The 21,125-nt window shown below is 39.8% G+C and carries 20 protein-coding genes; 19 read left to right on the top strand and 1 reads right to left on the bottom strand.

Features of this window, described 5'->3' with window-relative positions; translation table 11 throughout:
• Position 1: 1 nt before the first annotated feature.
• The 8 genes from nikR (at position 2) to hypA (ending at position 6,257) form a co-directional block, all read left to right on the top strand.
• The gene (gene nikR, locus CYP64_RS05695; protein ID WP_087584539.1) at positions 2–415 is read left to right on the top strand and encodes a nickel-responsive transcriptional regulator NikR; all 414 of its coding nucleotides are present in this window, start codon (positions 2–4) and stop codon (positions 413–415) included.
• 396 nt (positions 416–811) lie between these two features.
• Positions 812–2,071, top strand: a complete 1,260-nt coding sequence (locus tag CYP64_RS05690) for a DUF2157 domain-containing protein (protein WP_103649009.1) — start codon at positions 812–814, stop codon at positions 2,069–2,071.
• On the top strand, positions 2,068–2,673 hold the full coding sequence (locus CYP64_RS05685; protein WP_103649008.1) for a GDYXXLXY domain-containing protein: 606 nt from the start codon (positions 2,068–2,070) through the stop codon (positions 2,671–2,673). The genes CYP64_RS05690 and CYP64_RS05685 overlap by 4 nt, the downstream gene beginning before the upstream one ends.
• 102 nt (positions 2,674–2,775) lie before the next feature.
• A complete protein-coding gene (gene hypB / locus CYP64_RS05680) occupies positions 2,776–3,588 on the top strand; it encodes a hydrogenase nickel incorporation protein HypB (RefSeq protein ID WP_103649007.1) in 813 nt (270 codons plus the stop codon).
• Positions 3,588–3,827 (top strand): HypC/HybG/HupF family hydrogenase formation chaperone, encoded by a 240-nt coding sequence (locus tag CYP64_RS05675; RefSeq protein WP_103649006.1) that lies wholly within the window; start codon positions 3,588–3,590, stop codon positions 3,825–3,827. The genes hypB and CYP64_RS05675 overlap by 1 nt, the downstream gene beginning before the upstream one ends.
• On the top strand, positions 3,827–4,915 hold the full coding sequence (gene hypD / locus CYP64_RS05670) for a hydrogenase formation protein HypD (RefSeq protein WP_103649005.1): 1,089 nt from the start codon (positions 3,827–3,829) through the stop codon (positions 4,913–4,915). The genes CYP64_RS05675 and hypD overlap by 1 nt, the downstream gene beginning before the upstream one ends.
• Positions 4,916–4,923: 8 nt before the next feature.
• Positions 4,924–5,916: a hydrogenase expression/formation protein HypE gene (hypE, locus tag CYP64_RS05665; protein WP_103649004.1), complete on the top strand. Its 993-nt coding sequence runs from the start codon at positions 4,924–4,926 to the stop codon at positions 5,914–5,916.
• Positions 5,916–6,257 carry a hydrogenase maturation nickel metallochaperone HypA gene (gene hypA / locus CYP64_RS05660; RefSeq protein WP_103649003.1) on the top strand — a complete coding sequence of 114 codons (342 nt, stop codon included), beginning with the start codon at positions 5,916–5,918 and terminating at the stop codon, positions 6,255–6,257. The genes hypE and hypA overlap by 1 nt, the downstream gene beginning before the upstream one ends.
• Positions 6,258–6,482: 225 nt before the next feature.
• Here the strand turns inward: hypA and CYP64_RS05655 are convergent, their stop codons facing one another.
• The gene (locus CYP64_RS05655) at positions 6,483–8,948 is read right to left on the bottom strand and encodes a YhdP family protein (RefSeq protein ID WP_103649016.1); all 2,466 of its coding nucleotides are present in this window, start codon (positions 8,946–8,948) and stop codon (positions 6,483–6,485) included.
• A gap of 73 nt (positions 8,949–9,021) precedes the next feature.
• Between CYP64_RS05655 and mltG the strand changes: the two genes are divergently transcribed.
• The 11 genes from mltG to CYP64_RS05600 all read left to right on the top strand — a co-directional run bounded on the left by mltG (position 9,022) and on the right by CYP64_RS05600 (position 21,116).
• A complete protein-coding gene (gene mltG / locus CYP64_RS05650; protein WP_103649002.1) occupies positions 9,022–9,966 on the top strand; it encodes an endolytic transglycosylase MltG in 945 nt (314 codons plus the stop codon).
• Between the two features lie 83 nt (positions 9,967–10,049).
• Positions 10,050–12,224, top strand: a complete 2,175-nt coding sequence (locus CYP64_RS05645; RefSeq protein WP_103649001.1) for an NADP-dependent isocitrate dehydrogenase — start codon at positions 10,050–10,052, stop codon at positions 12,222–12,224.
• A gap of 4 nt (positions 12,225–12,228) precedes the next feature.
• Entirely contained in the window at positions 12,229–13,122 is an 894-nt protein-coding gene (locus tag CYP64_RS05640) for a lactate/malate family dehydrogenase (RefSeq protein ID WP_103649000.1), read from the top strand.
• Positions 13,123–13,130: 8 nt separating this feature from the next.
• Entirely contained in the window at positions 13,131–13,442 is a 312-nt protein-coding gene (locus CYP64_RS05635; RefSeq protein ID WP_087584529.1) for a 4Fe-4S dicluster domain-containing protein, read from the top strand.
• Positions 13,439–14,569 (top strand): 2-oxoglutarate synthase subunit alpha, encoded by a 1,131-nt coding sequence (locus CYP64_RS05630; RefSeq protein ID WP_103648999.1) that lies wholly within the window; start codon positions 13,439–13,441, stop codon positions 14,567–14,569. Before CYP64_RS05635 ends, CYP64_RS05630 begins: the two co-directional genes overlap by 4 nt.
• Positions 14,559–15,404 (top strand): 2-oxoglutarate ferredoxin oxidoreductase subunit beta, encoded by an 846-nt coding sequence (locus CYP64_RS05625; protein WP_103648998.1) that lies wholly within the window; start codon positions 14,559–14,561, stop codon positions 15,402–15,404. The genes CYP64_RS05630 and CYP64_RS05625 overlap by 11 nt, the downstream gene beginning before the upstream one ends.
• Entirely contained in the window at positions 15,401–15,952 is a 552-nt protein-coding gene (locus CYP64_RS05620) for a 2-oxoacid:acceptor oxidoreductase family protein (protein WP_103648997.1), read from the top strand. Before CYP64_RS05625 ends, CYP64_RS05620 begins: the two co-directional genes overlap by 4 nt.
• 305 nt (positions 15,953–16,257) lie before the next feature.
• On the top strand, positions 16,258–18,414 hold the full coding sequence (locus tag CYP64_RS05615; protein WP_258032966.1) for a TonB-dependent receptor: 2,157 nt from the start codon (positions 16,258–16,260) through the stop codon (positions 18,412–18,414).
• Positions 18,415–18,500: 86 nt separating this feature from the next.
• On the top strand, positions 18,501–19,340 hold the full coding sequence (locus tag CYP64_RS05610) for a class I SAM-dependent methyltransferase (protein ID WP_103648996.1): 840 nt from the start codon (positions 18,501–18,503) through the stop codon (positions 19,338–19,340).
• Complete coding sequence (locus CYP64_RS05605; protein ID WP_103648995.1) at positions 19,333–20,343, top strand: FecCD family ABC transporter permease; 1,011 nt, start codon at positions 19,333–19,335, stop codon at positions 20,341–20,343. The genes CYP64_RS05610 and CYP64_RS05605 overlap by 8 nt, the downstream gene beginning before the upstream one ends.
• The gene (locus CYP64_RS05600; protein WP_103648994.1) at positions 20,340–21,116 is read left to right on the top strand and encodes an ABC transporter ATP-binding protein; all 777 of its coding nucleotides are present in this window, start codon (positions 20,340–20,342) and stop codon (positions 21,114–21,116) included. Before CYP64_RS05605 ends, CYP64_RS05600 begins: the two co-directional genes overlap by 4 nt.
• Positions 21,117–21,125 lie beyond the last annotated feature (9 nt).

The raw sequence follows: 21,125 nt of genomic DNA, 5'->3' as shown, positions 1-21,125 counted from the left end.
AATGGATAGTGTTATACGTTTTAGTGTTTCTTTACCTAGTCAGTTACTAGACGAACTAGATAGGAAAGTTAGCGAACAAGGCTACGCTTCTAGGAGCGAATTTACGAGGGATCTGATCCGTGAAAAGATCGTAAATGATAGCTGGAAGGACGCTAATGAAGAGTTGATCGGTGTTTTGACGCTAATTTATGTGCATCATCACAACGATTTGGTGAATAAAAAAATGGATATCGAGCATGACTCTGATGTGAAAATAATCTGTACAAATCACGTACATGTAGATCATCACAACTGCTTAGAAACGATTTCTATAAGAGGTGAGGCGGCCAAAATAGAACGCTTTTCTGAGAGAATCGCTGGTTTAAAAGGTGTTAAATTTTCTAAACTTACAAAGGCTGCTGTTCCTAAATTTTAGCGCGCTAAAGTCTTTGCGGTGGTAGGAAATTTAGGAGTTTTTAACAAGTATAGCAAGCAGTTGGTTTCTCATAGTTGCGTTGTTTATTGTATTTGTCTTTCAAAATAGTTTTTAAGCGGTTTTTGTGGTTTTTGTAAATCGATATGGAGTTTTGCCGATTTGCTCGTGCAAACTCCGTATCATTTGAATAAATGATAACTTGATGCTCATTTACTCTTTTTATTGGGCTTTGACTAAAATTCAAATTTCTAAAATTTTTAAACTCGTCCAAATATCTCTTCTTAGCATTTACACTATATTTTTATATAATAACAACAAAAATTTGATCCTTATTACTACATTTTACGCTGGCCAAGAGGCTTCTTATGTTTTAATGAGCTTGCAAAGGAGTTGTTGTTGAACTTTTTAAATAGAATTTTTCTAGCAAAAGAGCTGGATCGGTGGCAAAGTGATGGAATAGTCGATAAAGAGACCGCTATAAAAATAGCAAATTTATATGACATCGATCCTGATGTTCATAGTGACAAGATAAGTTTTGTCCTAAAACTCGTAGCATATCTCTTTTTTGCGCTGGCTTTTTTTACGCTTGTTGGTGCAAATTGGGAAGAGATACCAAGACTAGGACGTTTGACACTTGTGTTGTTTGTACTTGGACTTGTAAATTTTGGTGGAATTTACTATCTCGCAAAGGGAAAGGAAAATCTATCAACGGCGATGTTTTTTCTTGGAAATTTTTGCTTTGGTGCGGCGATTGCTCTTATTGCTCAAATTTATAACATTAGCGATGAGCCAAGCGGCGGTATCTTGCTTTGGAGTATCGGAGCGTTTGCGGTTTCTTTTGCTAGTAAGAAAGGTGTGTTGGTAGCCCAAAGTCTTATCTTTGCGACAGTTTGGTTTTTTATGATAGCTTATCAGGGCGACTTTGGCTTTGGCTTTATCATTTTTATAGTACTTGGCGCATATACGCTTTACAAAGACGACTCAAAATGGCTTGCTTTTGTGCTTTTCATAGATATCTTTATATACATCATTTCATTTTGCGGCTACATTAGTGGCCTTAGAGCGATATTTGATTATGGATTTTTGTTTGGACTTCCTATGGTTGCGATCGTATCGCTATCTTATGCACTTTTACTTATTAGCATTTCGCCGCTACTAGATAAATTTAGAGTAGGGCTTGGCACATTTGCAAAAGAATTTGGTAAAAATTTTGGCGTTTTTGTGTTGTTGCTTTGTCTATTTTTATTTGAAGAAAGAGATTTATTTGAGGTTGGAGATGAAGAGCTTTGGTTTGTGAAGTCGTTTTTTAAAAGCAACTTTGGCTTTGTCTTTATACTATTTAGTGTTGCTTCTTTTGCACTGTTTTTTAAAGAAAAAAACAAGAGTGGTTTGCTGCTTGGGGCACTGCTCGTGTCGTTGCCCTTTGTCTTTAGCTACGGTCCTGGTTATGCAAATATATTTTTTTCGCTCGCAAATATCATAACAGCTGCGGTTCTTATCAAAAAGGGTGAGTTAAAACTTGGTCTTTGTATGATATTTTTGGTTGCAGCCGTGAGGTATTTCCAGCTAATAGGTGATTATATCGGTACTACGGCGCTATTTATGGTATTTGCTTTCATAGTGCTAGTTGTTGCTAGAAAAGGACGTAAAAAATGAAGATAAAAGTATTAATAGTAGCTGTGTTTTTTCAAATTTCGCTTATTGGCATTATGCTTGGCTACGCACTTATGCCACTTTATTTTGGGCAAGAGGTAAGAGTAAGGGTCAATCTTTATGATCCAAGAGATCTTTTTCGCGGAAATTATGTTGATTTAAACTATGAGTTTTCAAATTTTCATTCAAGAAATTTTGACAAAAATAATGAAGATGACCGCTATATCGACCAATACGATGAGAGAGTAAGGGATGGGGCTAGAATTTATGCTGTTTTAAAACCAGATACTAATGGCACTTACAGCTTTGCTAAATTTAGTATAAGTAAGCCAGACAATGGAGTGTTTTTAGCTGGTAGATATGATGGCTACTCACTAGTAAAATACGGCATAGAGCAGTTTTATATGTCGCCTGATAGTGCGGCTAATACTGAAAATGAAATGAGAGAAGAAGATGTTGATGCATATGCGGTTTTGATGGTTATGGAAAATGGCAAGGCTAGATTAAAGGATCTAATAATTCAAAAGAGTGCTGGAAAGAATAGTAAAAAATTATTTGGTGATGAAAATTTTGATAAGCTGGATGATATTAGGCAAAAAGAGTAAAGTAAATTTAGTCAAAGCATTTGTAAAAACTCATAAAAATTTAATTTTATTTTTAAATTTAAGAGTTAAAATCTCCATAAATTAATAAAAAAGGATAAAAAAATGTGCAAAGATTGCGGTTGTTCAATGGGTAATCACGCCCATGTTCACACTCACGCTGATGGCACCACTCACTCGCACTCACACACTCATGATGGACATATAGAGCACGCTCATGATGCGCACGAACATAGCCATGAGGCTCACGCACATCCAGTGCTAAACGAGAGTAAAACCATAGACGTTATAGAGAAAATTCTCTCTGAAAATGATAAAGAAGCTGCCTACAACAGAGCTCATCTTGATGAAAAAAAGATACTTTGCGTAAATTTAATGAGTAGCCCAGGCGCTGGAAAAACTACACTTTTAGAGGCTACGATAAAGGCTGGTAAGTTTAAAATAGGCGTTGTTGAGGGTGATTTAGAGACAAATCAAGACGCCGACCGTATAGTAAAGGCTGGCGCAAAGGCTCATCAGATAAGCACAGGTCAGACCTGTCACTTGGATGCTTTTATGGTGCACGAAGGCCTTCATCACTTGCCACTAAATGAGCTTGATCTAGTCTTTATAGAAAATGTTGGAAATTTAGTCTGTCCTGCAAGCTATGACGTTGGCTCACATTTTAACGCTGTGCTTCTTTCAGTGCCAGAGGGCGATGATAAGGTGAGTAAGTACCCAGTGATGTTTAGAGCTGCTGATGTGCTTCTCATCACAAAAGCATCGCTTGCGCCGCACTTTGACTTTGATATCGAGCGAGTGAAAAACGATGCTAGAAAGCTAAACCCAAAGGTTGATATCTTTGTGGTAGATAGTAAAACTGGTGAAGGTATCGATAAATGGATAAGTTATTTGGAATTTAAAAAAGAGCTGAGATAATGTGCCTCTCAATTCCTTCAAAAGTGGTAGAAATCGACGAAAATAACGTCGCTACCGTGGAGACTCTAGGCGTTACTAGAAAAGTAAGCCTAGACCTTATATCAGAAGAAGTAAAAGTAGGCGAATACGTGCTAATCCACGTTGGATACGCAATGCAAAAGATCGATACGCAGTTTGCACTTGAAAGTCTTGAAGTCTATCGGCAGATCGCTGACGATATGAACGCGGGGAAAATTTGATGGATCTTATAAATGATTTTCGCGATAAGGATCTGATTTTAGCCCTTTCAAAACTCATACAAAAAGAGAGTGTAAAACCGCTAAATATCATGGAAATTTGCGGCGGACACACGCATAGCATTATGAAATTTGCACTGCCAAGTTTGGTTGGAGAGCATATAAATTTCGTCCACGGACCAGGCTGTCCAGTCTGCGTGATGCCAAAGAGCCGCATCGATGAAGCCTGTAAGCTAGCAAGCATGCCAGGAGTGATCTTTTGCACGTTAGCTGATATGCTAAGAGTGCCTGGCTCAAAGACAAGCTTGCAAAAGCTTCGTGGCGAGGGACACGACATAAGGGCACTTTATACGCCACTTGATGCGCTAAATTTAGCCCAACAAAATCCATATAAGAAGGTCATATTTTTTGCCATTGGTTTTGAGACGACGACTCCGATGAGCGCAAGTTTGGTTGAAAAAGCGGTTGAGCAAGGCATTAAAAATTTATACTTTCATATAAATCACGTAACCGTTCCAGCTCCAGTTAGAGCGATAATGAGCGATGAAAACGTAAGAATAGACGCATTTTTGGGGCCAAGTCACGTGAGCGTCATCACTGGAAGTAAAATTTACAAAGAGCTAGCAGATGAGTTTAAAAGACCGATCGCCATTAGCGGTTTTGAGCCGCTTGACATCATGGCTAGTGTGCTAAATTTACTCCGTCAGCAAAACGCAGGCACCTATGAAGTCTATAACGAGTATGCAAGGGCGGTCAAAGAAGAGGGCAACTTAAGAGCAAAAGAGCTCATAGCTAAGTACTTTGAGCCGTGCGACTTTGTCTGGAGAGGCCTTGGCGAGATAGCACAAAGCGGTATGAAGCTAAAAGATGAGTTTGCTTATCTTGACGCTAGAGTGCAGTTTGACTGCAGCGTAGAGAGTACGAGCGAGAGCAAGGCTTGCATTTGTGGGCAAATTTTAAGAGGGCTAGCAAAGCCAACAGAGTGTAAAGTCTTTGGCAAAGTTTGCAACCCGCAAAATCCGATAGGATCGTGCATGGTCTCAAGCGAGGGCGCTTGTGCGGCGTATTTTAAATACGCAAGAGTTGGTTAAGGAATTTAATGAAAAAGATAATGCTAAGCCACGGCGGCGGCGGCGAGGAGATGAACTCGCTTATAAACGAGACGATATTTAAAATTTTTGATAACGAAATTTTAAGGCAGAGCAACGACTCGGCGATACTAAATTTAAACAGTAAGATCGCATTTAGCTCCGATAGCTTTGTGGTAACTCCTATTTTTTTTAACGGCGGTGACATCGGCAAGATCGCGGCTTGCGGCACGATAAACGACCTAGCAATGGTTGGAGCAAGCGCAAAATACCTAAGCTGCTCGCTCATCATTGAAGAGGGGCTTAGTATAGAGGAGCTTGAAAAGGTGCTTGGCTCGCTTGCAGAAACTTGCAAAGATAGCGGCGTGAGCGTGGTTTGCGGCGATACGAAGGTCGTGCCAAAGGGCAAATGCGATAAAATTTTCATAAACACAGCAGGTATCGGCGAGATAGTTTGCGAGGGTGTGGAGCTTAAAAATTTAAAAGCAGGGGCAAAAATTCTCATCTCTGGAGATGTTGGCAGACACGGCGGCGTGGTGCTAGCAGCAAGAGAAGAATTTGAGCTTGGACTTGATCTAAAAAGTGACTGCAAGAGCCTAAAAGAGGTTGCTTTGAGGCTATTTGAGGCTGGTATAAAACCGCAGTGCATGCGTGATGCGACAAGAGGCGGACTAAGTGCAGTGTTAAATGAATGGACTAAATTTGCTAAATTTGACATCTTGGTTTTTGAAGAAAATATCAAGGTCGCAGACGAAGTGATGGGCGTTTGTGAGCTATTTGGATTTGAGCCTTACGAGCTTGCAAATGAGGGCACTTTTGTGATGGCTGTCGATGAGAGTCAGGCTGAAGAGGCACTTGAGATTTTGCGAGAATTTGATAAAAACGCGATGATAATAGGCACGGTAATGGAAGCTAAAAACGAGCGTGTCATCATCGAAAACGCCTATAAATCAAGAAGATTTCTCGAGCCGCCAAAGGGCGAGCTACTACCAAGGATCTGCTAATGCACGAGCTTAGTATCGTTCAAAATTTAGTTAGCCTTTGCGAGAAAAATGCCGCCAAAGAAAACGCAAAAGAGATAAGCAAGATCGAGATAAAGATTGGCCGCTTAAGCGGAGTGGAGCCACACTATCTGGAGAGTGCATTTGATGTTTATAAGGCTGGCACGATCTGCGAAAACGCCGAGCTTGTAATAAATTTACAAGGCATTGTTGTAGAGTGTTTGGATTGTGGATTTGGCGGAGAGCTTAATGAAAATGACTTTACATGTCCTAAGTGCAAAAGCCAAAATTTAAAGGTGACTGACGGCGAGGATATGTATCTGATGCGCCTTGAGATGAAGTAAATTTTACATATTTTTATATGTAAAATTTTATGTTTTTTATTAAAATATTTTAATAGTGGTAGTAGCAAAAAAATAGCTACCAAGGTCTTGATCTTTAGCTTTCGATATCCTTTTTATGCGCTTTGCGAGCCGAGGATAATATATATAATCAAAAATGAACGCCTATTTTTGGCTTTAGAAGCAGCCAATAATTTTTCTATAATTTCTGTGCGTTGCAGATTTAAACTACTCAAATATCAAAAACGGAGCCTGAATCACGTTTCTTATTATCTTTAGTGGCGAAAGCAGAGCGTCTTGCAGGATCTGCGTCGAGTATTCAGGCTTATCGGTAGTGCCTCGTATGGCGATGACAGTTGAGAGCGAGCGGTCCTTGCCAAGGATTATTTGATTTACCAGTGGAATTTTATCAATGATACTGCTAGCGTCTTTTAGTAACTTTAGCTCAAGGTCGATATTTATCTTTTTACTCTTTAGATCGATCGTACCACGTCCGCCGATATCAGCGCTTGTGCCTATCATTTCAATCGCCAAAAACTCGATCATATCGCCATTTCTAGTGAGTAAAATTTTACCATTTTTAACAGTAAAGCCTTTGTCGTTAAAATCAGGTGTTTTAAAGCTAAGAAGCGATGGAACCGAGTTTAAAAAGCTAAGCAGTCTTTGATAAAAGATATAATCTTTTAAAAAAGTATCAAAAAATCTCACCTCAGCTTTGAAATTCTTAGAGTTTTCTCCAAGCATTTTTAGGCGAAATTTACCGCCCTCGAAGCTCTTGATGCCAAAAAGGTCGTTGATAAATTCTCCGCTTATGTCGGTTGCGTCTAAATTTATACTCTTTTCATCGTTAAAATAGCCAACTCTTCCTTGCTGCGCCAGCCCATTTAGCGAGGTGCTTTTGCCCTTTTTCTCGGCACTAAAGCTAGCAAATGGCAAGGTCTTGTTTAGATCCCTTAAAACGATATCGCCATTCTTTGCTAAAAGCTCAAGCGGCGTGCTTTGCTCGCTGGTTTTGTTATCATCAAGCACTAGCAAATTTAGGTCTTTAGTTTTTACGTTTATGGCTTTTTCTTTTATGTCTAGGCTTAGCTTTTTACTTGCGCTATCTACCTTTACACCAGCTTTTGAGACTAAAATTTTAAGATCGTCATTTTCATACTTTGAGCCATTTTTATCTAAAAACGGCAAATCAAAGTTTGCTTCTTTGGCAAAAATTTCAAGATCAGTAAAATCCTTACTTTTTATACTAAGCTCATCAAAACCAAGCACTCCATTTTCCTTCAAAACAGGCGAGTTCTCTATGAAAAATTTACTATTTTTTGTTGTTATTTTGCTTTCACTACCAAAGCTCATATCAAGCCCAAATGGCTCTATCTTAAGTAAAGTTTCACCGGCCTTGCTAAAGTCTAAAAATGCGCTAAATGGCTCATTTTTAAAAGTTAAAATTTCATCATTTTTCTCTTTTAGATCAAAGCTTTCTATCACGCCTTTTATCTCGCCAGTACTTTTTTGTAAATTTATATCAGCCTTGGCATTTGCTTTAAAAAACTCAAGCCCAAAGCCAGTAGTATCGATGTTTAGCACAGAAGTATTTACGAGCTTTACAAGGGCACTTTTAGCGTTAAATTTACTCCCAGCGATATCTAAAACCGCGTCACTTATCTTAAAATCGCCATTTGCGATGACGCTTTTTTCATCAAAATTTTCTAAGCTCTTCTCATCAAGCTTTATCAAAATTTTTAGGTCTGCGTCCATTTTGCCGCTTAGCTGCCTAACTGGCACGTTGATCTTATAAGCTCTTAGTATCTCATTTATCGCCTCATCGTAAATGGAATTTGTCTTTATAAAAAGCTCTAAATTTGCACTTTTTTCATCAAAGATATTATTTATTGCGACATTTGAGCCATCAAGCTTTTTATCATTATAAACAGGCGCTGTAAGGTTAAATTTAAGCTTTGAGTTATTAAGCGTGATGTTTGCCTCAGCGACATTTACAGCTGGCAAGCCTTTATCAAATTTAACAAGTAAATTTTTAGCATTTGCAGTCGCGTTTAGCTCGTTTAAGAAAAGATCATTTTCTTTAAGGTCAGCCTTGCCATTTATCTCATTTAGATGATAGTCATCAGCCACTATGTAGCCATATATCCAGTTTTTAACTTCGCTGTTTAGATGTATGCGGCTATCAAGCTCATCAATGAAGTTTTTAATGCTTCCAGCCTCGACATCGTAAGCTTTGTAAGTTAAAAATGTATCTTTTAGAGCAAAATTTAGCTTACCGTGCAGCTCATGAGAGGTAAAATTTCCTTCAAATTTATAGTCATTTTTATCAAAATCAGCACTCCCTTCGCCGCTAATACTTACGTTAAAATCCTTAAAGCTTAAATTTCTTACTATGAAGAGATCGACGCCATTTTGCTGCTCTTTTTGAAATTTGATATCGATGTTTAGATAAGGGCTATCAACGAAAAATATATCATCTAAAAATAAAATTTTGATATTAAAATCATCTCCTATTTGCACATTTTCAAGTGAAATTTCTTGAAAAATCGTATCTATAAAATCTACGCTTTTACTAAGATTTAAAAGGCGCTCATCGCTGCTTTTTTGCTTGCTTTCTTTCTTAAAATTTGGAAGCCTTATCTGCTTTGCTCTTGCAATTATTTTTTTATCTAATTTTATATATAATTGCTCCAATTTTACGCCGTAAAACTCAAAATCGTTAATTTTTATGCCGTATTTTAAAAGTAAGATAAATGAAAGAATCAAGATGATAAAAAATTTTATGAAAAAGCCATATTTAGACATTTTTTTTGATATCGTAGCCATCATTTTCCTAAGTATTTTTGTCTATTTGGCACGCCCTATAAACACAAGCAAGGTCGTTTTTATACCAAAGGGAAGTGTGGGTGAGATTATATCTTATTTAGCTAATCGCAACTTTAACTTAAGCGTGATAGATAAATACGCCATACTTTTTATCGGCTCTCCGCAATCTGGCTGGATAGAGATCGGCCAAGATAAAATTTCAAGGGTTGATTTTTTAAAAAAACTTGCAAAATCAAAAGCGGCTTTAACCGAGATAACGCTAATACCAGGCGAAACAACTATCGTTTTTTTAAACCAGATCGCTGCCCAGCTAGGACTTGACCCAGTTAAGCTAAATAGCGAATATAACGCCCTTGCTCCAGTGAGTGATGGCTTTTTGATGCCAAATACATATAAAATTCCAATAGGCATCAGCGAAAGGCACCTTGCTTTTTATCTTGTAAATTCATCAAGAAAGGCTCAAAGCGAGATCAGCAATAAAATTTTTGGCGAATACAACGAGAAAAAGTGGTTTAAAATTTTAACCATCGCCTCGATCATCCAAAAAGAAGCGGCAAATGACGCTGAGATGCCACTTGTCGCCTCAGTCATTTATAACCGCCTAAATAAGGGCATGAGGTTGCAGATGGACGGCACACTAAACTACGGAATTTATTCACACGATGTGATCACGGCTGAGCGCATAAGAAGCGATATGAGCGAGTTTAATACATATCTAAACGACGGCATTCCGCCAAGCCCGGTCTGCTCGGTCTCAATAAGTGCGATCAAGGCGGCGATAAATCCTGCAAAGAGCGATTATTTATACTTTGTGCTTGATAAAAATGCAAAAAAACACATTTTTTCAAAAACCTTAAGCGAGCACAACCAAAATATAGGAAAATAGAGTTAGAATTTGCAGCAAATGCCTAAAATACAACGAGATTTAATAAAGAAAGTGATAAATTTTAAAAAACTAAAAGGGCTAAAATGAGTGACATTATCTGGACCAAAACTGACGAAGCACCGCTATTTGCAAGCTACTCTCTCTTTCCTATCGTTAAGAGCTTTTTATCCCGCGCTGGCATTAGCATAACTATGGCTGATATCAGCCTAGCAGGGCGAATTTTATCTCTTTTTAGCAAAGAGTTTGGACTAAGCAAGGCCGATGAGCTAGAGCTTTTGGGCGAGCTAACCGCACACAAAGAGGCAAATATCATAAAACTGCCAAACATCTCAGCCACACTCGTTCAGCTAAAAGCGGCTATTGAAGAGCTAAGAAGCAAGGGCATAAACGTGCCATTTTATCCAGACGAGATCATCACAGACTACGACGAAGAGGTCGCTAAAAAATATGCAAAAGTGCTAGGAAGTGCAGTAAATCCAGTGCTAAGACAAGGAAACTCAGACAGAAGAGTCTTGCCTCCGGTTAAAGAATTTGCCAAAAAGCATCCACATAGCAACGGCGACTGGGACAAGGCAAATAAAACTAAAATTTGCTACATGCTAAAGGGCGATTTTTATGAAAATGAGCGCTCAATCATCGCAGAAAAAGATGAGAAATTTTATATAAATTTTATAAGTTTAGATGGCAAAAAAGAGCTTTTAAAAGAGCTTGCTGTTCAAAGCGGCGAGATCGTAGATGCGACATTTTTAAGCGTAGATGAGCTAGATAAATTTTATGAAAGCTGCTTTGATGAGGCAGAAAAAGAGAATTTGACCTTGAGCCTGCACCTAAAATGCACGATGATGAAGGTTAGCGATCCAGTCATCTTTGCTCACGCGATAAAAAGTTATTTTAAAGAGGCTTTTGAGCTATTTGGTGAAGAGTTTAAAACTCATAGCGTGGAGGCAAAAAACGGCTTAAAAGATATGTTTTCTAAAATTTCAACTCTTAAAAATAAAGATGAAATTTTGGCTAAATTTGATGAAATTTTTAGCAAAAAGGCAAAAATTTGGGCACTAAATGAAAATGCTAGCAACTTTGACGTGCCAAATGACGTCATCATCGATGCCTCCGTGCCAGCGCTTATTAGAAACTCTGGCAAGGTAAAAGATAGAAGTGGCGAGCTAAATTTCTCGCTTTGCATGATCCCAGATAAAACATACGCTAGGGTTTATGAGGCTTGTGTAGCGGACTTTAAGGAGCATGGCGCGCTTGATGTGAGCAAGATCGGTAGCGTAGCAAACGTGGGGCTCATGGCTAAAAAGGCTGAGGAGTACGGCAGCCACGATAAGACTTTCATCGCAAAAGAAGACGGAGAATTTGTAGTTTTTGACGAAGCGAGCAAGAGCGTCTTTAAATTTAGCGTCAAAAAGGGCGACATTTTTAGGATGACGCAGGCTAAAGAAGATGCGATAAATGCGTGGTTTGAGCTTGCTTTAAAAAGAGGCGAAATTTCAAAAGATGAGCTTATTTTTTGGCTAGATAGTAGCCGTGCTCATGATAGAAATTTGATAGCTAAATTTGAAAGATTTAGAGAGAAATTTGCTAGCGCTGGCGTAAAATTTGAAATTTTAAACTACGAGCAAGCAACCACAAAAACGCTTGAGGCAATAAGAGCTGGCAAAAACGTTATAAGCGTAACTGGCAACGTTTTAAGAGACTATCTAACCGATCTTTTTCCAATCTTTGAGCTAGGCGGTAGCTCAAAAATGCTCTCAGTCGTGCCGCTACTTGCTGGTGGAGCGATGTTTGAAACAGGTGCTGGCGGAACGGCTCCAACGCTTGTAAAAGAGCTAAAAGAGAAAAACCATCTACTTTGGGATAGTCTCGGTGAGTTTTTAGCACTTAGTGCTTCGCTCGAGCATTTAGCGTTTGCTAAGCAAAAAAAAGAGGCAAAAGAGCTAAGTGACGCGCTAAATAGAGCGGTTGCTAGCTATCTTGATGAAAACAAAACGCCAAACGCCACTCTTGATACCAGGGAGTCGCACTTTTATCTGGCACTATTTTGGGCAAGAGAAATGGCAAAAAGTGGCGGGATTTTAAGCAAAATTTTTGAAAATTTAGCGGACGAACTAGAGAAAAATGAGAATGAGATTCTAAAAGAGTTAAGACAAAATGATGGTGCAAGCGTGGAATTTGGCGGATATTATTTGCCAGATGAAGTGAGGGCAAATGAGGTCATGAGACCAAGCAAAATTTTAAATCAAATAATAGGATGAGAAAATGAAAATAAGTATAGTTGGAGCAGGAAACGTCGGTGCAAGCATAGCTTATGCGCTTTGTATGAGAGAAGTTTGCGATGAGATCGCGCTTGTGGATATATTTGGTGATGTGGCACGTGCAAAAGCAATCGATCTAGCTCAGTCAAGCTGCGTTTTTAATGCTAAAACTATTGTTTGTGGTGGCGATGACTTTATGCTAATAGAGGGCAGTGATATCGTAGTGGTAACTGCTGGAAGCCCAAGAAAAGAGGGTCAAACAAGAGAGGACTTGCTCCTTAAAAACGCCGTAGTCGTAAAACAAACAGCTCAAAATATCGCAAAATTTGCACCAAATGCGGTGATAATCGTCGTGACAAATCCGCTTGATGTGATGGTCTGGACGGCTCATAAATTTAGTGGTTTTAGCAAAAATAAAGTGATCGGCATGGCTGGTGAACTAGATGGGGCAAGATGCAGATATGAGCTAGCGCTTCTAAAAGATAAAGATGCAAAAGAGCTAAAGACAAAGATAATTGGCGCTCACAACGACGAGATGATCGTATCAGCTAGTAATATCAGCGAAAATTTAAACGAAAATGAGTTGGCAATTCTTAAAAAAGAGACAAGCACAGGTGGCGCAAAGATCGTTAAGCTTCTTGGCACTTCAGCTTACTACGCACCAGCGGCTGCAGTTGTGAAAATGTGTGAAGCGATCATGGGCAAGAGTGATGAAATTTTAAGTGCTAGCGTGCTTCTTGATGATGAGCTAAGTTGCGGCAGGCTAGTAAGGCTTGGACGCGAGGGCTTAAAAGAAATTTTAGAGCTAAATATAAATGAAAGTGAGCAAGAGCAGCTAAGTAAAAGCGAAGCTGATATTAGAAAAAACATTAAATTTTTAAAAGAAAATTTAGATTAGGAATATAGATGATAGTAAAAGAAAATGTACCTGTTTGGGTCGATGAGAGCAGGTGTAAAGCCTGTGATGTCTGTGTGAGCTACTGCCCAGCAGGCGTGCTAGCGATGAGACTTGAGCCAAAAGCGGTGCTTGGTAAGATGATAGAGGTCGTCTATGCTGACTCATGCATAGGCTGTCGCGACTGCGAGCTTCATTGCCCTGATTTTGCCATTTATGTGGCTGAAAAAGGCTTTAAATTTGCAAAATTAACGCCTGAGAGCAAAGAGCGAGCTGCTGCCGTAAAGGCAAATAAATTTGCAAAGCTTGGAGAGAGCGCATGAGAGAGCTAGTATCAACTGGAAATGCCCTAGTAGCAAGGGCTGCTGTCGAGTGTGGCTGTAACTTCTTTGGTGGATATCCTATCACTCCAAGTAGCGAGATCGCCCACGAGCTAAGCGTACTTTTGCCAAAACATGGCGGCACATTTATACAAATGGAAGATGAGATAGCTGGGATTTCAGTAGCTCTTGGTGCAAGTGCGAGTGGCGCTAAGGCGATGACTGCTAGCTCAGGGCCTGGAATTTCACTAAAGGCTGAGCAAATAGGCCTTGGCTTTATCGCTGAGATACCACTTGTCATCGTAAATGTCATGCGCGGCGGCCCTTCAACTGGCTTGCCAACCCGCGTTGCACAAGGCGATATCTTGCAGGCCAAAAACCCAACTCATGGCGATATAAATATGATCGTCCTCTCGCCTAGTAGCCTTGAGGAGTGCTATACGCAGACAGTTCGAGCGTTTAACCTTGCAGCTAGGTTTATGACGCCAGTTATGCTACTACTTGATGAGACGATAGGCCATATGCAAGCAAGGGTGCGTTTGCCTGAGATTAGCGAGCTAGAAATTTATAAAAGAAAAGAATTTAGCGGCGAGCCAAAAGAGTATAAACCCTACGAGGCTGCACCAGATGAGCCAGCTACGCTAAATCCTTTCTTTAAAGGTTATCACTACCATATAACTGGGCTTCATCATGGAGCAACTGGTTTTCCAACAGAAGATGGAAAAATCGTTGAATACTCAATGAATAGGCTATTTGATAAGATAAATTTACACACTGATGAGTGCGAGAAATATGAAGAATTTATGCTTGAAGACGCTGAAATTTGTATCATCGCTTTTGGTAGTGTGGCTCTCTCAGCCAAGCAAGCGATATTAAATTTACGCGAAAAAGGGCTAAAAGTAGGGCTATTTAAGCCACTCACACTTTTTCCAGCTCCAGCTAAAAAGCTAAAAGAGATATCAAATAAATTTAAGAAAATTTTAGTCTGCGAGCTAAATTTAGGCCAGTATAGCGGCGAAATTTCAAAGGTCATCTTAAGAGATGACTTTGCAAAACTGCTAAAAGCAAACGGCAGACCGATAAGCCCAAGCGAGATCGAGGTGAAGATGGGAGAAATTTATGGCTTTTAATTACGATAAATATTTACGAACAGATAAAATGCCTACTCTTTGGTGTTGGGGTTGTGGCGACGGCGTCATACTAAAAGCACTCATCCGCTCTATCGACACGATGGGTTGGGACATGAACGACGTTTGCGTGGTCTCAGGCATCGGCTGCTCTGGCCGCTTTAGTGGATACCTCGACTGCAACACCATCCACACAACTCACGGCAGAGCCGTAGCCTACGCTACTGGCGTAAAGATGGCAAATCCAGATAAGCACGTCATAGTTGTAACTGGCGATGGCGACGGGCTAGCGATCGGAGGTAACCACACGATACACGGATGCCGCCGAAATATCGGGCTAAATCACATCCTGATAAACAACTTTATTTACGCGCTAACAAACTCGCAAACCAGCCCAACCACGCCAAAAGGCATGTGGACGGTCACAGCGCAATACGGCAACATCGATCCTAGCTTTGACGCCTGTAAGCTCGCAACCGCCGCAGGTGCTAGCTTTGTCGCTCGTGGTAGCGTCATTGAGCCAGAGAAGCTTACAAAGCTCTTTGTAGAGGGCTTTAGCCACGATGGATACAGCTTTTTTGATGTATTTTCAAACTGCCATATAAATTTAGGCCGCAAGAACAAAATGGGTGAGGCGGTCAAAAATTTAGAGTGGATAAAGGGCCGTACGACGAGCAAGGTCAAATTTGATATGTTAAGCGATGAAGAAAAAAAGGGCATTTTCCCACTTGGCGTGCTTCATAAAGATGAAGAAAAGATCGAATACACCAAGGCTTACGACAAGGTAAGAAAGGCTGCTATGAGCAATGAAACGATAAATTTTGAGGAGCTAGCATGAAGTCACAATTAAGATTTGTCGGCGTTGGCGGACAGGGCGTCATACTAGCAGGCGAGATCCTCTCGGCTGCCAAGATAAAAGCAGGCGGATACGGTGTGAAGGCATCTACCTACACATCTCAGGTGCGTGGCGGCCCAACGAAGGTCGATATCATACTTGACGAGAAAGAAATTTTATACCCTTATGCAAACGAGGGCGAGATAGAATTTATGCTAGCAACTGCACAGATAAGCTACGATGCCTTTAAAAGCGGCGTAAAAGAGGGCGGCGCGATCGTTGTTGAGCCAAATTTGGTAAAGGTGAGCGATGAAGACAAAAAGTGCTGGAAAATTTATGAAATTCCTATCATTTCTATCGCAAAAGACGAGGTTGGAAATGTCATCACTCAAAGCGTTGTGGCTCTTGGTGTGGCTGTGGCTATGAGTGGATGTATGGATGAAAATTTAGTGCGTGAAGAGATGCTAGCAAGCGTGCCAGCTAAAGTTAAAGAGGCAAATGCTAAAGCTTACGAGCTAGGCCTAAAATACGCAAAAGAGCTTTTAAAATAAATTTTGGCTAATTTTTAGCCAAAATTCTACTATAAACAGAAAAATCAATTATTACTTTTCTTAAAATTTTAAGCATCACTTATCGATATAAGAGATTATATTTATAGTATTTATTTATCTTATCAAAGCTATGAAATTTTTAAAAATTGTTCTCATAATGCCTTATTTTAGCTTTCTTAAATAAAATGTATTTTTAAATATTTAATAAATTAATAAATTATATTTAAGATTTGTTTTAGTAACATTTCAGACGTAAAATTTTTGTAAAAGGAGTAAAAATTGAGTTACAAAATCTCGGTTGCAACATGTGCTGCACTTTTGATGTGCAGTGGTTTTTAAGTCAAGTTTTTGCTGTGCAAACGACAAAGCTTGAGGGTGTTGAAGTAAATTCAGTTGGTGATAACATCGGCGAGAGCGGTATTGATGAGGGAATTTTAAGCAAAAGAGTCGCTGCTGGTCCTTTGGCTGACAAAAAAGTTTTAGATATGCCTTATCAAGTAAATACGATCTCAAAAGAGGTTCTTGATAATCAAGGTGTTCAAGGTTTTGAAGATGCAGTTATGTACTTCCCTTCAGCACAAATTCAATATCGTGGCGGTGGTGATGTTGGTCGCCCACAAACTCGTGGTTTTCAAGGTTCAATTGTAGGTAACGTTCTTTGGGATGGTTTTTATGCTTCATCAACCACAACTATACCTATGGCGATGTTTGAGAGTTTACAAATCCAAAACGGACTTGCCGGCTCACTTTATGGTGGTGCTACACCTTCTGGATATTTCCTCTACTCTCGTAAACGCCCAGTTTCACTTCAAAATATCATCTGGACTGATTACAGCTCAAGGTCAAATTTAGGCGTAGGTCTTGATACTTCAAACAAATTTGAAAAAGTTGGATATAGGGGCGTCTTTTACTATTCGGGTGGAGAAAAGAATGCTAAAGATAGTAAATTCTCTCGTCGCTTAGCCTCACTAGGACTTGATTTTTACCTTACAGAGAATTTAACACTTGAGACAAACTTTAGCCACTATGAGCATAAAAACTCAGGTATGCCAGGTGGATTTAGCATGCCATTAACAAACGGAGTTGCAGACTTTGATGTACCAAGCCCTGTAAAAGATACCAAAAGAGGACTTGAGCAGTCTTTTGGTGGCAATCACCTTAAAACAACAACAGCTAGTGTAAAGTTAAAATACGCTCCAACAGACAACTGGTACTTTGAGGGCGGCTATCAGTGGCAAAAGGCTATCCGTGATATGTATGGCACCGATGGAAAATTTTTAAATCAAAATGGAGATTATGAGGTTACTAAAAGTGGTGGTAGTGGTGCATCTGGCAGATTTGATGTAGACAGCTGGTTTTTAAAAGGTTTGACAAATTTTGAAACAGGTCCTTTATCGCATAATTTTGCCGTAGCTACAAATGGATACCGCTGGACTATTTATAGTGCTAGAAATAGTGGCGGTAGAGCAAATCTTGGTACGTCAAATTTGTATAACCCAAGAATCTTTAACGATCCACATGTGGCAAAAGGAAGTGGTAGATATAAAAGTAGTAGTAGCGATATGAAAAATATTTCTGTTGTTGATGATATTAAATTTAATGACTACTTCAGCACTATCTTATCAGTTTCAAGAAGCTGGTTTACAAGCTATAGGCTAGATCCATCTAAAGAGAAAAACTATGATAAAAGTGGCTTTAACTACGGTGTAAGCCTTGTCTATAAGCCAGTTGAAAACGTAAGCCTTTATACTACTTATGCAGATAGTATCTCAAATGAACAATCAACTTATACTTTTAGAAGAGGACCTAGAGCAGGTGAGACTTTAACAGTAGAGCCTATTAGAAGTAAACAATATGAGATCGGTGCAAAAGCAAGACTAGGCGAGCTTGATCTATCAGCTGCGATCTTTGAGATCAAACGTCCAGTAGCATACCTATTTGGAAATGGAGCAAGTGCAGAGTATAAAATTCAAGGCACACAAAGAAACCGCGGCTTTGAGCTAACTACTGGCGGAAAGCTTGTTGATACATTAAGTATGTATGGGGGTTTTACACTTCTTGATGCTAATATAAAAAATGCTAAAGATGGCGTGTCTGAGGGTAAAACAGTTATCGGTGAGCCAAAATTTCAAGCAAATGTCTTATTTGACTACGCAGTTCCTAGCACAAACAAACTTGCATTTACAACAAATTTCCACTACACAGGCAAACGCTACATCGACAATGCCAACGCTCATAGTGTAGATGGCTACTTTACAACCGATATTGGAGCTAGATACACTACAAAAGCTTGGCTAGGCAAAGAGACAACTATAAGGTTTGACATAAATAATCTCTTTGATAAAAAATACTGGGCAGGAATGTTCCCATCTGACGTAGATGGAGCGATTGCTGGACGCGGAACCTCACTTTTCTTGGGACAAAGCAGAACCTTCATGCTTTCAGCTCAAGTTAAATTCTAAAAACCAAAGCCAAATTTATTTTGGCTTTAGGCTCTTTAATTTTGCCCTTTTTGTAGGGCAGATTTAAATAACCAAAGGGAGAAAAGATGCAAGGGTTGGTTGATTATCAAGCGATTTTGGAGCGAGTGTTTTCGCCTACTTTACAAAAAGTAAAAGGCAAAGATGGCGGTATAAATTGGGATGATTACGCAGATATGTATAACGAGATGACACGCATGGAGGCGGCTTCTACGCTAAATTTACTCTCAAATTTACCTATCACAAAAGATGATAGTGTGCTTGACGTGGGATGTGGTCCAGCAAGGCTTAGCGTGCCACTTGCAAAGCTAGCAAAGAGCGTGAGCGCTCTAGATCCATTTGCAAAAATGCTTGAATATGCCAAGAAAAATGCAAAAGAGGCTGGGGTAAAAAATATAAATTTCATCCAAAAAGACTGGGGTGATGAGCAGGGCTTAAAAGACTTGCCAAAACATGACATCGTGCTAGCATCACGCTCAGTTGGACTTTTTGATATAAAAAAGCTTTGCAAATTTGCTAAAAAATATGTCGTGATGACCTCGTTTTTGCCAGATCATCCAAGCCTAAAAGATATCTGGCAAGACTTCTTAAAAGGGATAAAAGATGAAAATGAGGCAGGTCTTAGCGACAGGAGATTTAGCTATAACTTTATCTTCAATATCGCTTACGACATGGGAGCAAATCCAAATTTAAAGATAATCGACACCATTTTTGAGAGGGATTTTGCTAGCCTTGAAGAGGCGTTTTCTTATTTTAGATTTGTCGGCAAGATCGCACCTGAAAAAGAAGAAATCTACAAACAAAACGTAGAGAAGTATCTTATCAAAACAAATGACGGATATAAATTTAAAAGAGAGACAAAGAGCTATCTTATCTGGTGGGACGTATGGGAGATGAAATTTGAGTAGTCAAAAGATCATTTTCGCATTATTTGCGCTACTTTTGCTGGTACTCTTTTTTTCTCTAGGTATCGGACGCTACGAGATAAGTTACGCTCAAATTTTTGAGTTTATAAGATCAGCCATTTTAAACGAGCAGCCAAGCGACGAGCAAGGATATACGGTCTTTACGCTCATCCGCTTGCCAAGGGTGCTTTTTGCTATCTTAGTTGGTGCAGCGCTTGCTAGCTCTGGAGCTGTCTATCAAGGTCTTTTTAAAAACCCTCTAGTCTCGCCTGACATCCTTGGCGTCTCAAGTGGCGCAGCTGTGGGAGCGAGCGTGGCTATCATCTTAAATTTCAACTACATAGGCGTACAGCTTAGTTCCTTTGGCTGTGGTCTTTTTGCCGTTTTTGCCGTCGTTTTTATAAGCAGCGTTATCGCAAAGGGTAGGCTAAATTTACTCGTGATGGTGCTAACTGGCATCGTCATCTCATCTCTTTTTGGAGCGCTTAGCTCGCTCATAAAATTTCTAGCTGACAGCGAAGATAAGCTGCCTGAAGTTACTTTTTGGCTGATGGGAAGCCTTGTAAGAAGCGGCAGATATAAAAATTTAGCTCTACTTTTTTGCGTAGTCATGATCTGCCTTGTGCCACTTTTCATGCTTCGCTTCAAGCTAAATACGCTTAGCTTTGGCGAAGAAGAGGCTAGGGCGATGGGGTTAAATGTGAAATTTTATAACATCATAATCATCATCGCTTCAACGCTTCTAACCACTACTTGCGTCTCATTTTGCGGTATCGTGGGCTGGGTGGGGCTCGTCATCCCTCACATTATGCGCTTTGTCGTGGGAGCAAATTTCATCACGCTCTTTCCAGCTTCGCTGCTTGGCGGAGGGCTGTTTTTACTGATAGTTGATACCACTTCACGCAGCTTAATGGCAAGTGAGATCCCACTTGGCGTCATCACATCACTAGTTGGCGCATCTCTTTTTGTCTATCTGCTCTATAAGAGCAAAAAGGGTTTTGCGTGAAATTTGAGATAAAAAATTTAAGCTGTGGCTACGATAAAAAGGTCGTTATAGAAAATTTCAATGCAAATTTACAAGATGGCGACATCTTTTGCCTGCTTGGTAGCAATGGCGTTGGCAAAACAACGACGTTTAAGACGATACTTGGCTTTTTAAAGCCACTTGGAGGAGAAATTTTAATAGATGGCAAAGACGCGCTAAAGATGAGCGAAAAAGAGCGAGCAAGCTTTATAAGCTATGTCCCGCAATCTTACACTCCGCCATTTGCCTTTAGCGTTTTTGACGTCGTGATGATGAGTGCAAATGCAAGGCTTGGTATATTTGAGCGCCCTAGCAAAGAGGACGAGAAGATAGCGCTAGATGCGTTAAAGACGCTAAATTTAGAGAGCTTTAAAGATAAAATTTACACCGATCTAAGTGGCGGTGAGCGGCAAATGGTGCTGATAGCTAGGGCTTTAGCGCAGCGCTCAAAGGTGATGCTACTTGATGAGCCAACGGCAAATTTAGACTTTGGCAACCAAATGCGAGTTTTAAAAGAGATAAAAAAGCTCGCAAAGCAAGGCTACATCATCATCCTCACCTCTCATCAACCAGAGCAGGTCTTTTATCTAAATGCAAAGGTTGCGATGCTTGGACGGGATAAAAACTACATCTACGGCGAGGCTAGCGAGGTGATGAATGGCGAAAATTTAAAGAAAATTTACGGCGTAGATATACGAGTGGTGAAAAATATCATCGATGAGCGCGAGCATTACTCTTGCGTGATGGTGGATTGAAAGGAGAAG

Origin of the sequence: Campylobacter concisus (assembly GCF_002913945.1) — a bacterium.
GTDB classification, from domain to species: domain Bacteria; phylum Campylobacterota; class Campylobacteria; order Campylobacterales; family Campylobacteraceae; genus Campylobacter_A; species Campylobacter_A concisus_P.
The sequence above is the reverse complement of the archived record's forward strand: the minus strand, read 5'-3'. Positions and strand labels throughout refer to the sequence as shown.

Excerpts from the sequence above, each read along its gene's own strand:
- nikR (WP_087584539.1), top strand. The coding sequence starts at position 2 with ATGGATAGTGTTATACGTTTTAGTGTTTCTTTACCTAGTCAGTTACTA.
- CYP64_RS05685 (WP_103649008.1), top strand. The coding sequence starts at position 2,068 with ATGAAGATAAAAGTATTAATAGTAGCTGTGTTTTTTCAAATTTCGCTT.
- hypB (WP_103649007.1), top strand. The coding sequence starts at position 2,776 with ATGTGCAAAGATTGCGGTTGTTCAATGGGTAATCACGCCCATGTTCAC.
- CYP64_RS05675 (WP_103649006.1), top strand. The coding sequence starts at position 3,588 with ATGTGCCTCTCAATTCCTTCAAAAGTGGTAGAAATCGACGAAAATAAC.
- hypD (WP_103649005.1), top strand. The coding sequence starts at position 3,827 with ATGGATCTTATAAATGATTTTCGCGATAAGGATCTGATTTTAGCCCTT.
- hypE (WP_103649004.1), top strand. The coding sequence starts at position 4,924 with ATGAAAAAGATAATGCTAAGCCACGGCGGCGGCGGCGAGGAGATGAAC.
- hypA (WP_103649003.1), top strand. The coding sequence starts at position 5,916 with ATGCACGAGCTTAGTATCGTTCAAAATTTAGTTAGCCTTTGCGAGAAA.
- mltG (WP_103649002.1), top strand. The coding sequence starts at position 9,022 with ATGATAAAAAATTTTATGAAAAAGCCATATTTAGACATTTTTTTTGAT.
- CYP64_RS05645 (WP_103649001.1), top strand. The coding sequence starts at position 10,050 with ATGAGTGACATTATCTGGACCAAAACTGACGAAGCACCGCTATTTGCA.
- CYP64_RS05640 (WP_103649000.1), top strand. The coding sequence starts at position 12,229 with ATGAAAATAAGTATAGTTGGAGCAGGAAACGTCGGTGCAAGCATAGCT.
- CYP64_RS05635 (WP_087584529.1), top strand. The coding sequence starts at position 13,131 with ATGATAGTAAAAGAAAATGTACCTGTTTGGGTCGATGAGAGCAGGTGT.
- CYP64_RS05630 (WP_103648999.1), top strand. The coding sequence starts at position 13,439 with ATGAGAGAGCTAGTATCAACTGGAAATGCCCTAGTAGCAAGGGCTGCT.
- CYP64_RS05625 (WP_103648998.1), top strand. The coding sequence starts at position 14,559 with ATGGCTTTTAATTACGATAAATATTTACGAACAGATAAAATGCCTACT.
- CYP64_RS05620 (WP_103648997.1), top strand. The coding sequence starts at position 15,401 with ATGAAGTCACAATTAAGATTTGTCGGCGTTGGCGGACAGGGCGTCATA.
- CYP64_RS05615 (WP_258032966.1), top strand. The coding sequence starts at position 16,258 with ATGTGCTGCACTTTTGATGTGCAGTGGTTTTTAAGTCAAGTTTTTGCT.
- CYP64_RS05610 (WP_103648996.1), top strand. The coding sequence starts at position 18,501 with ATGCAAGGGTTGGTTGATTATCAAGCGATTTTGGAGCGAGTGTTTTCG.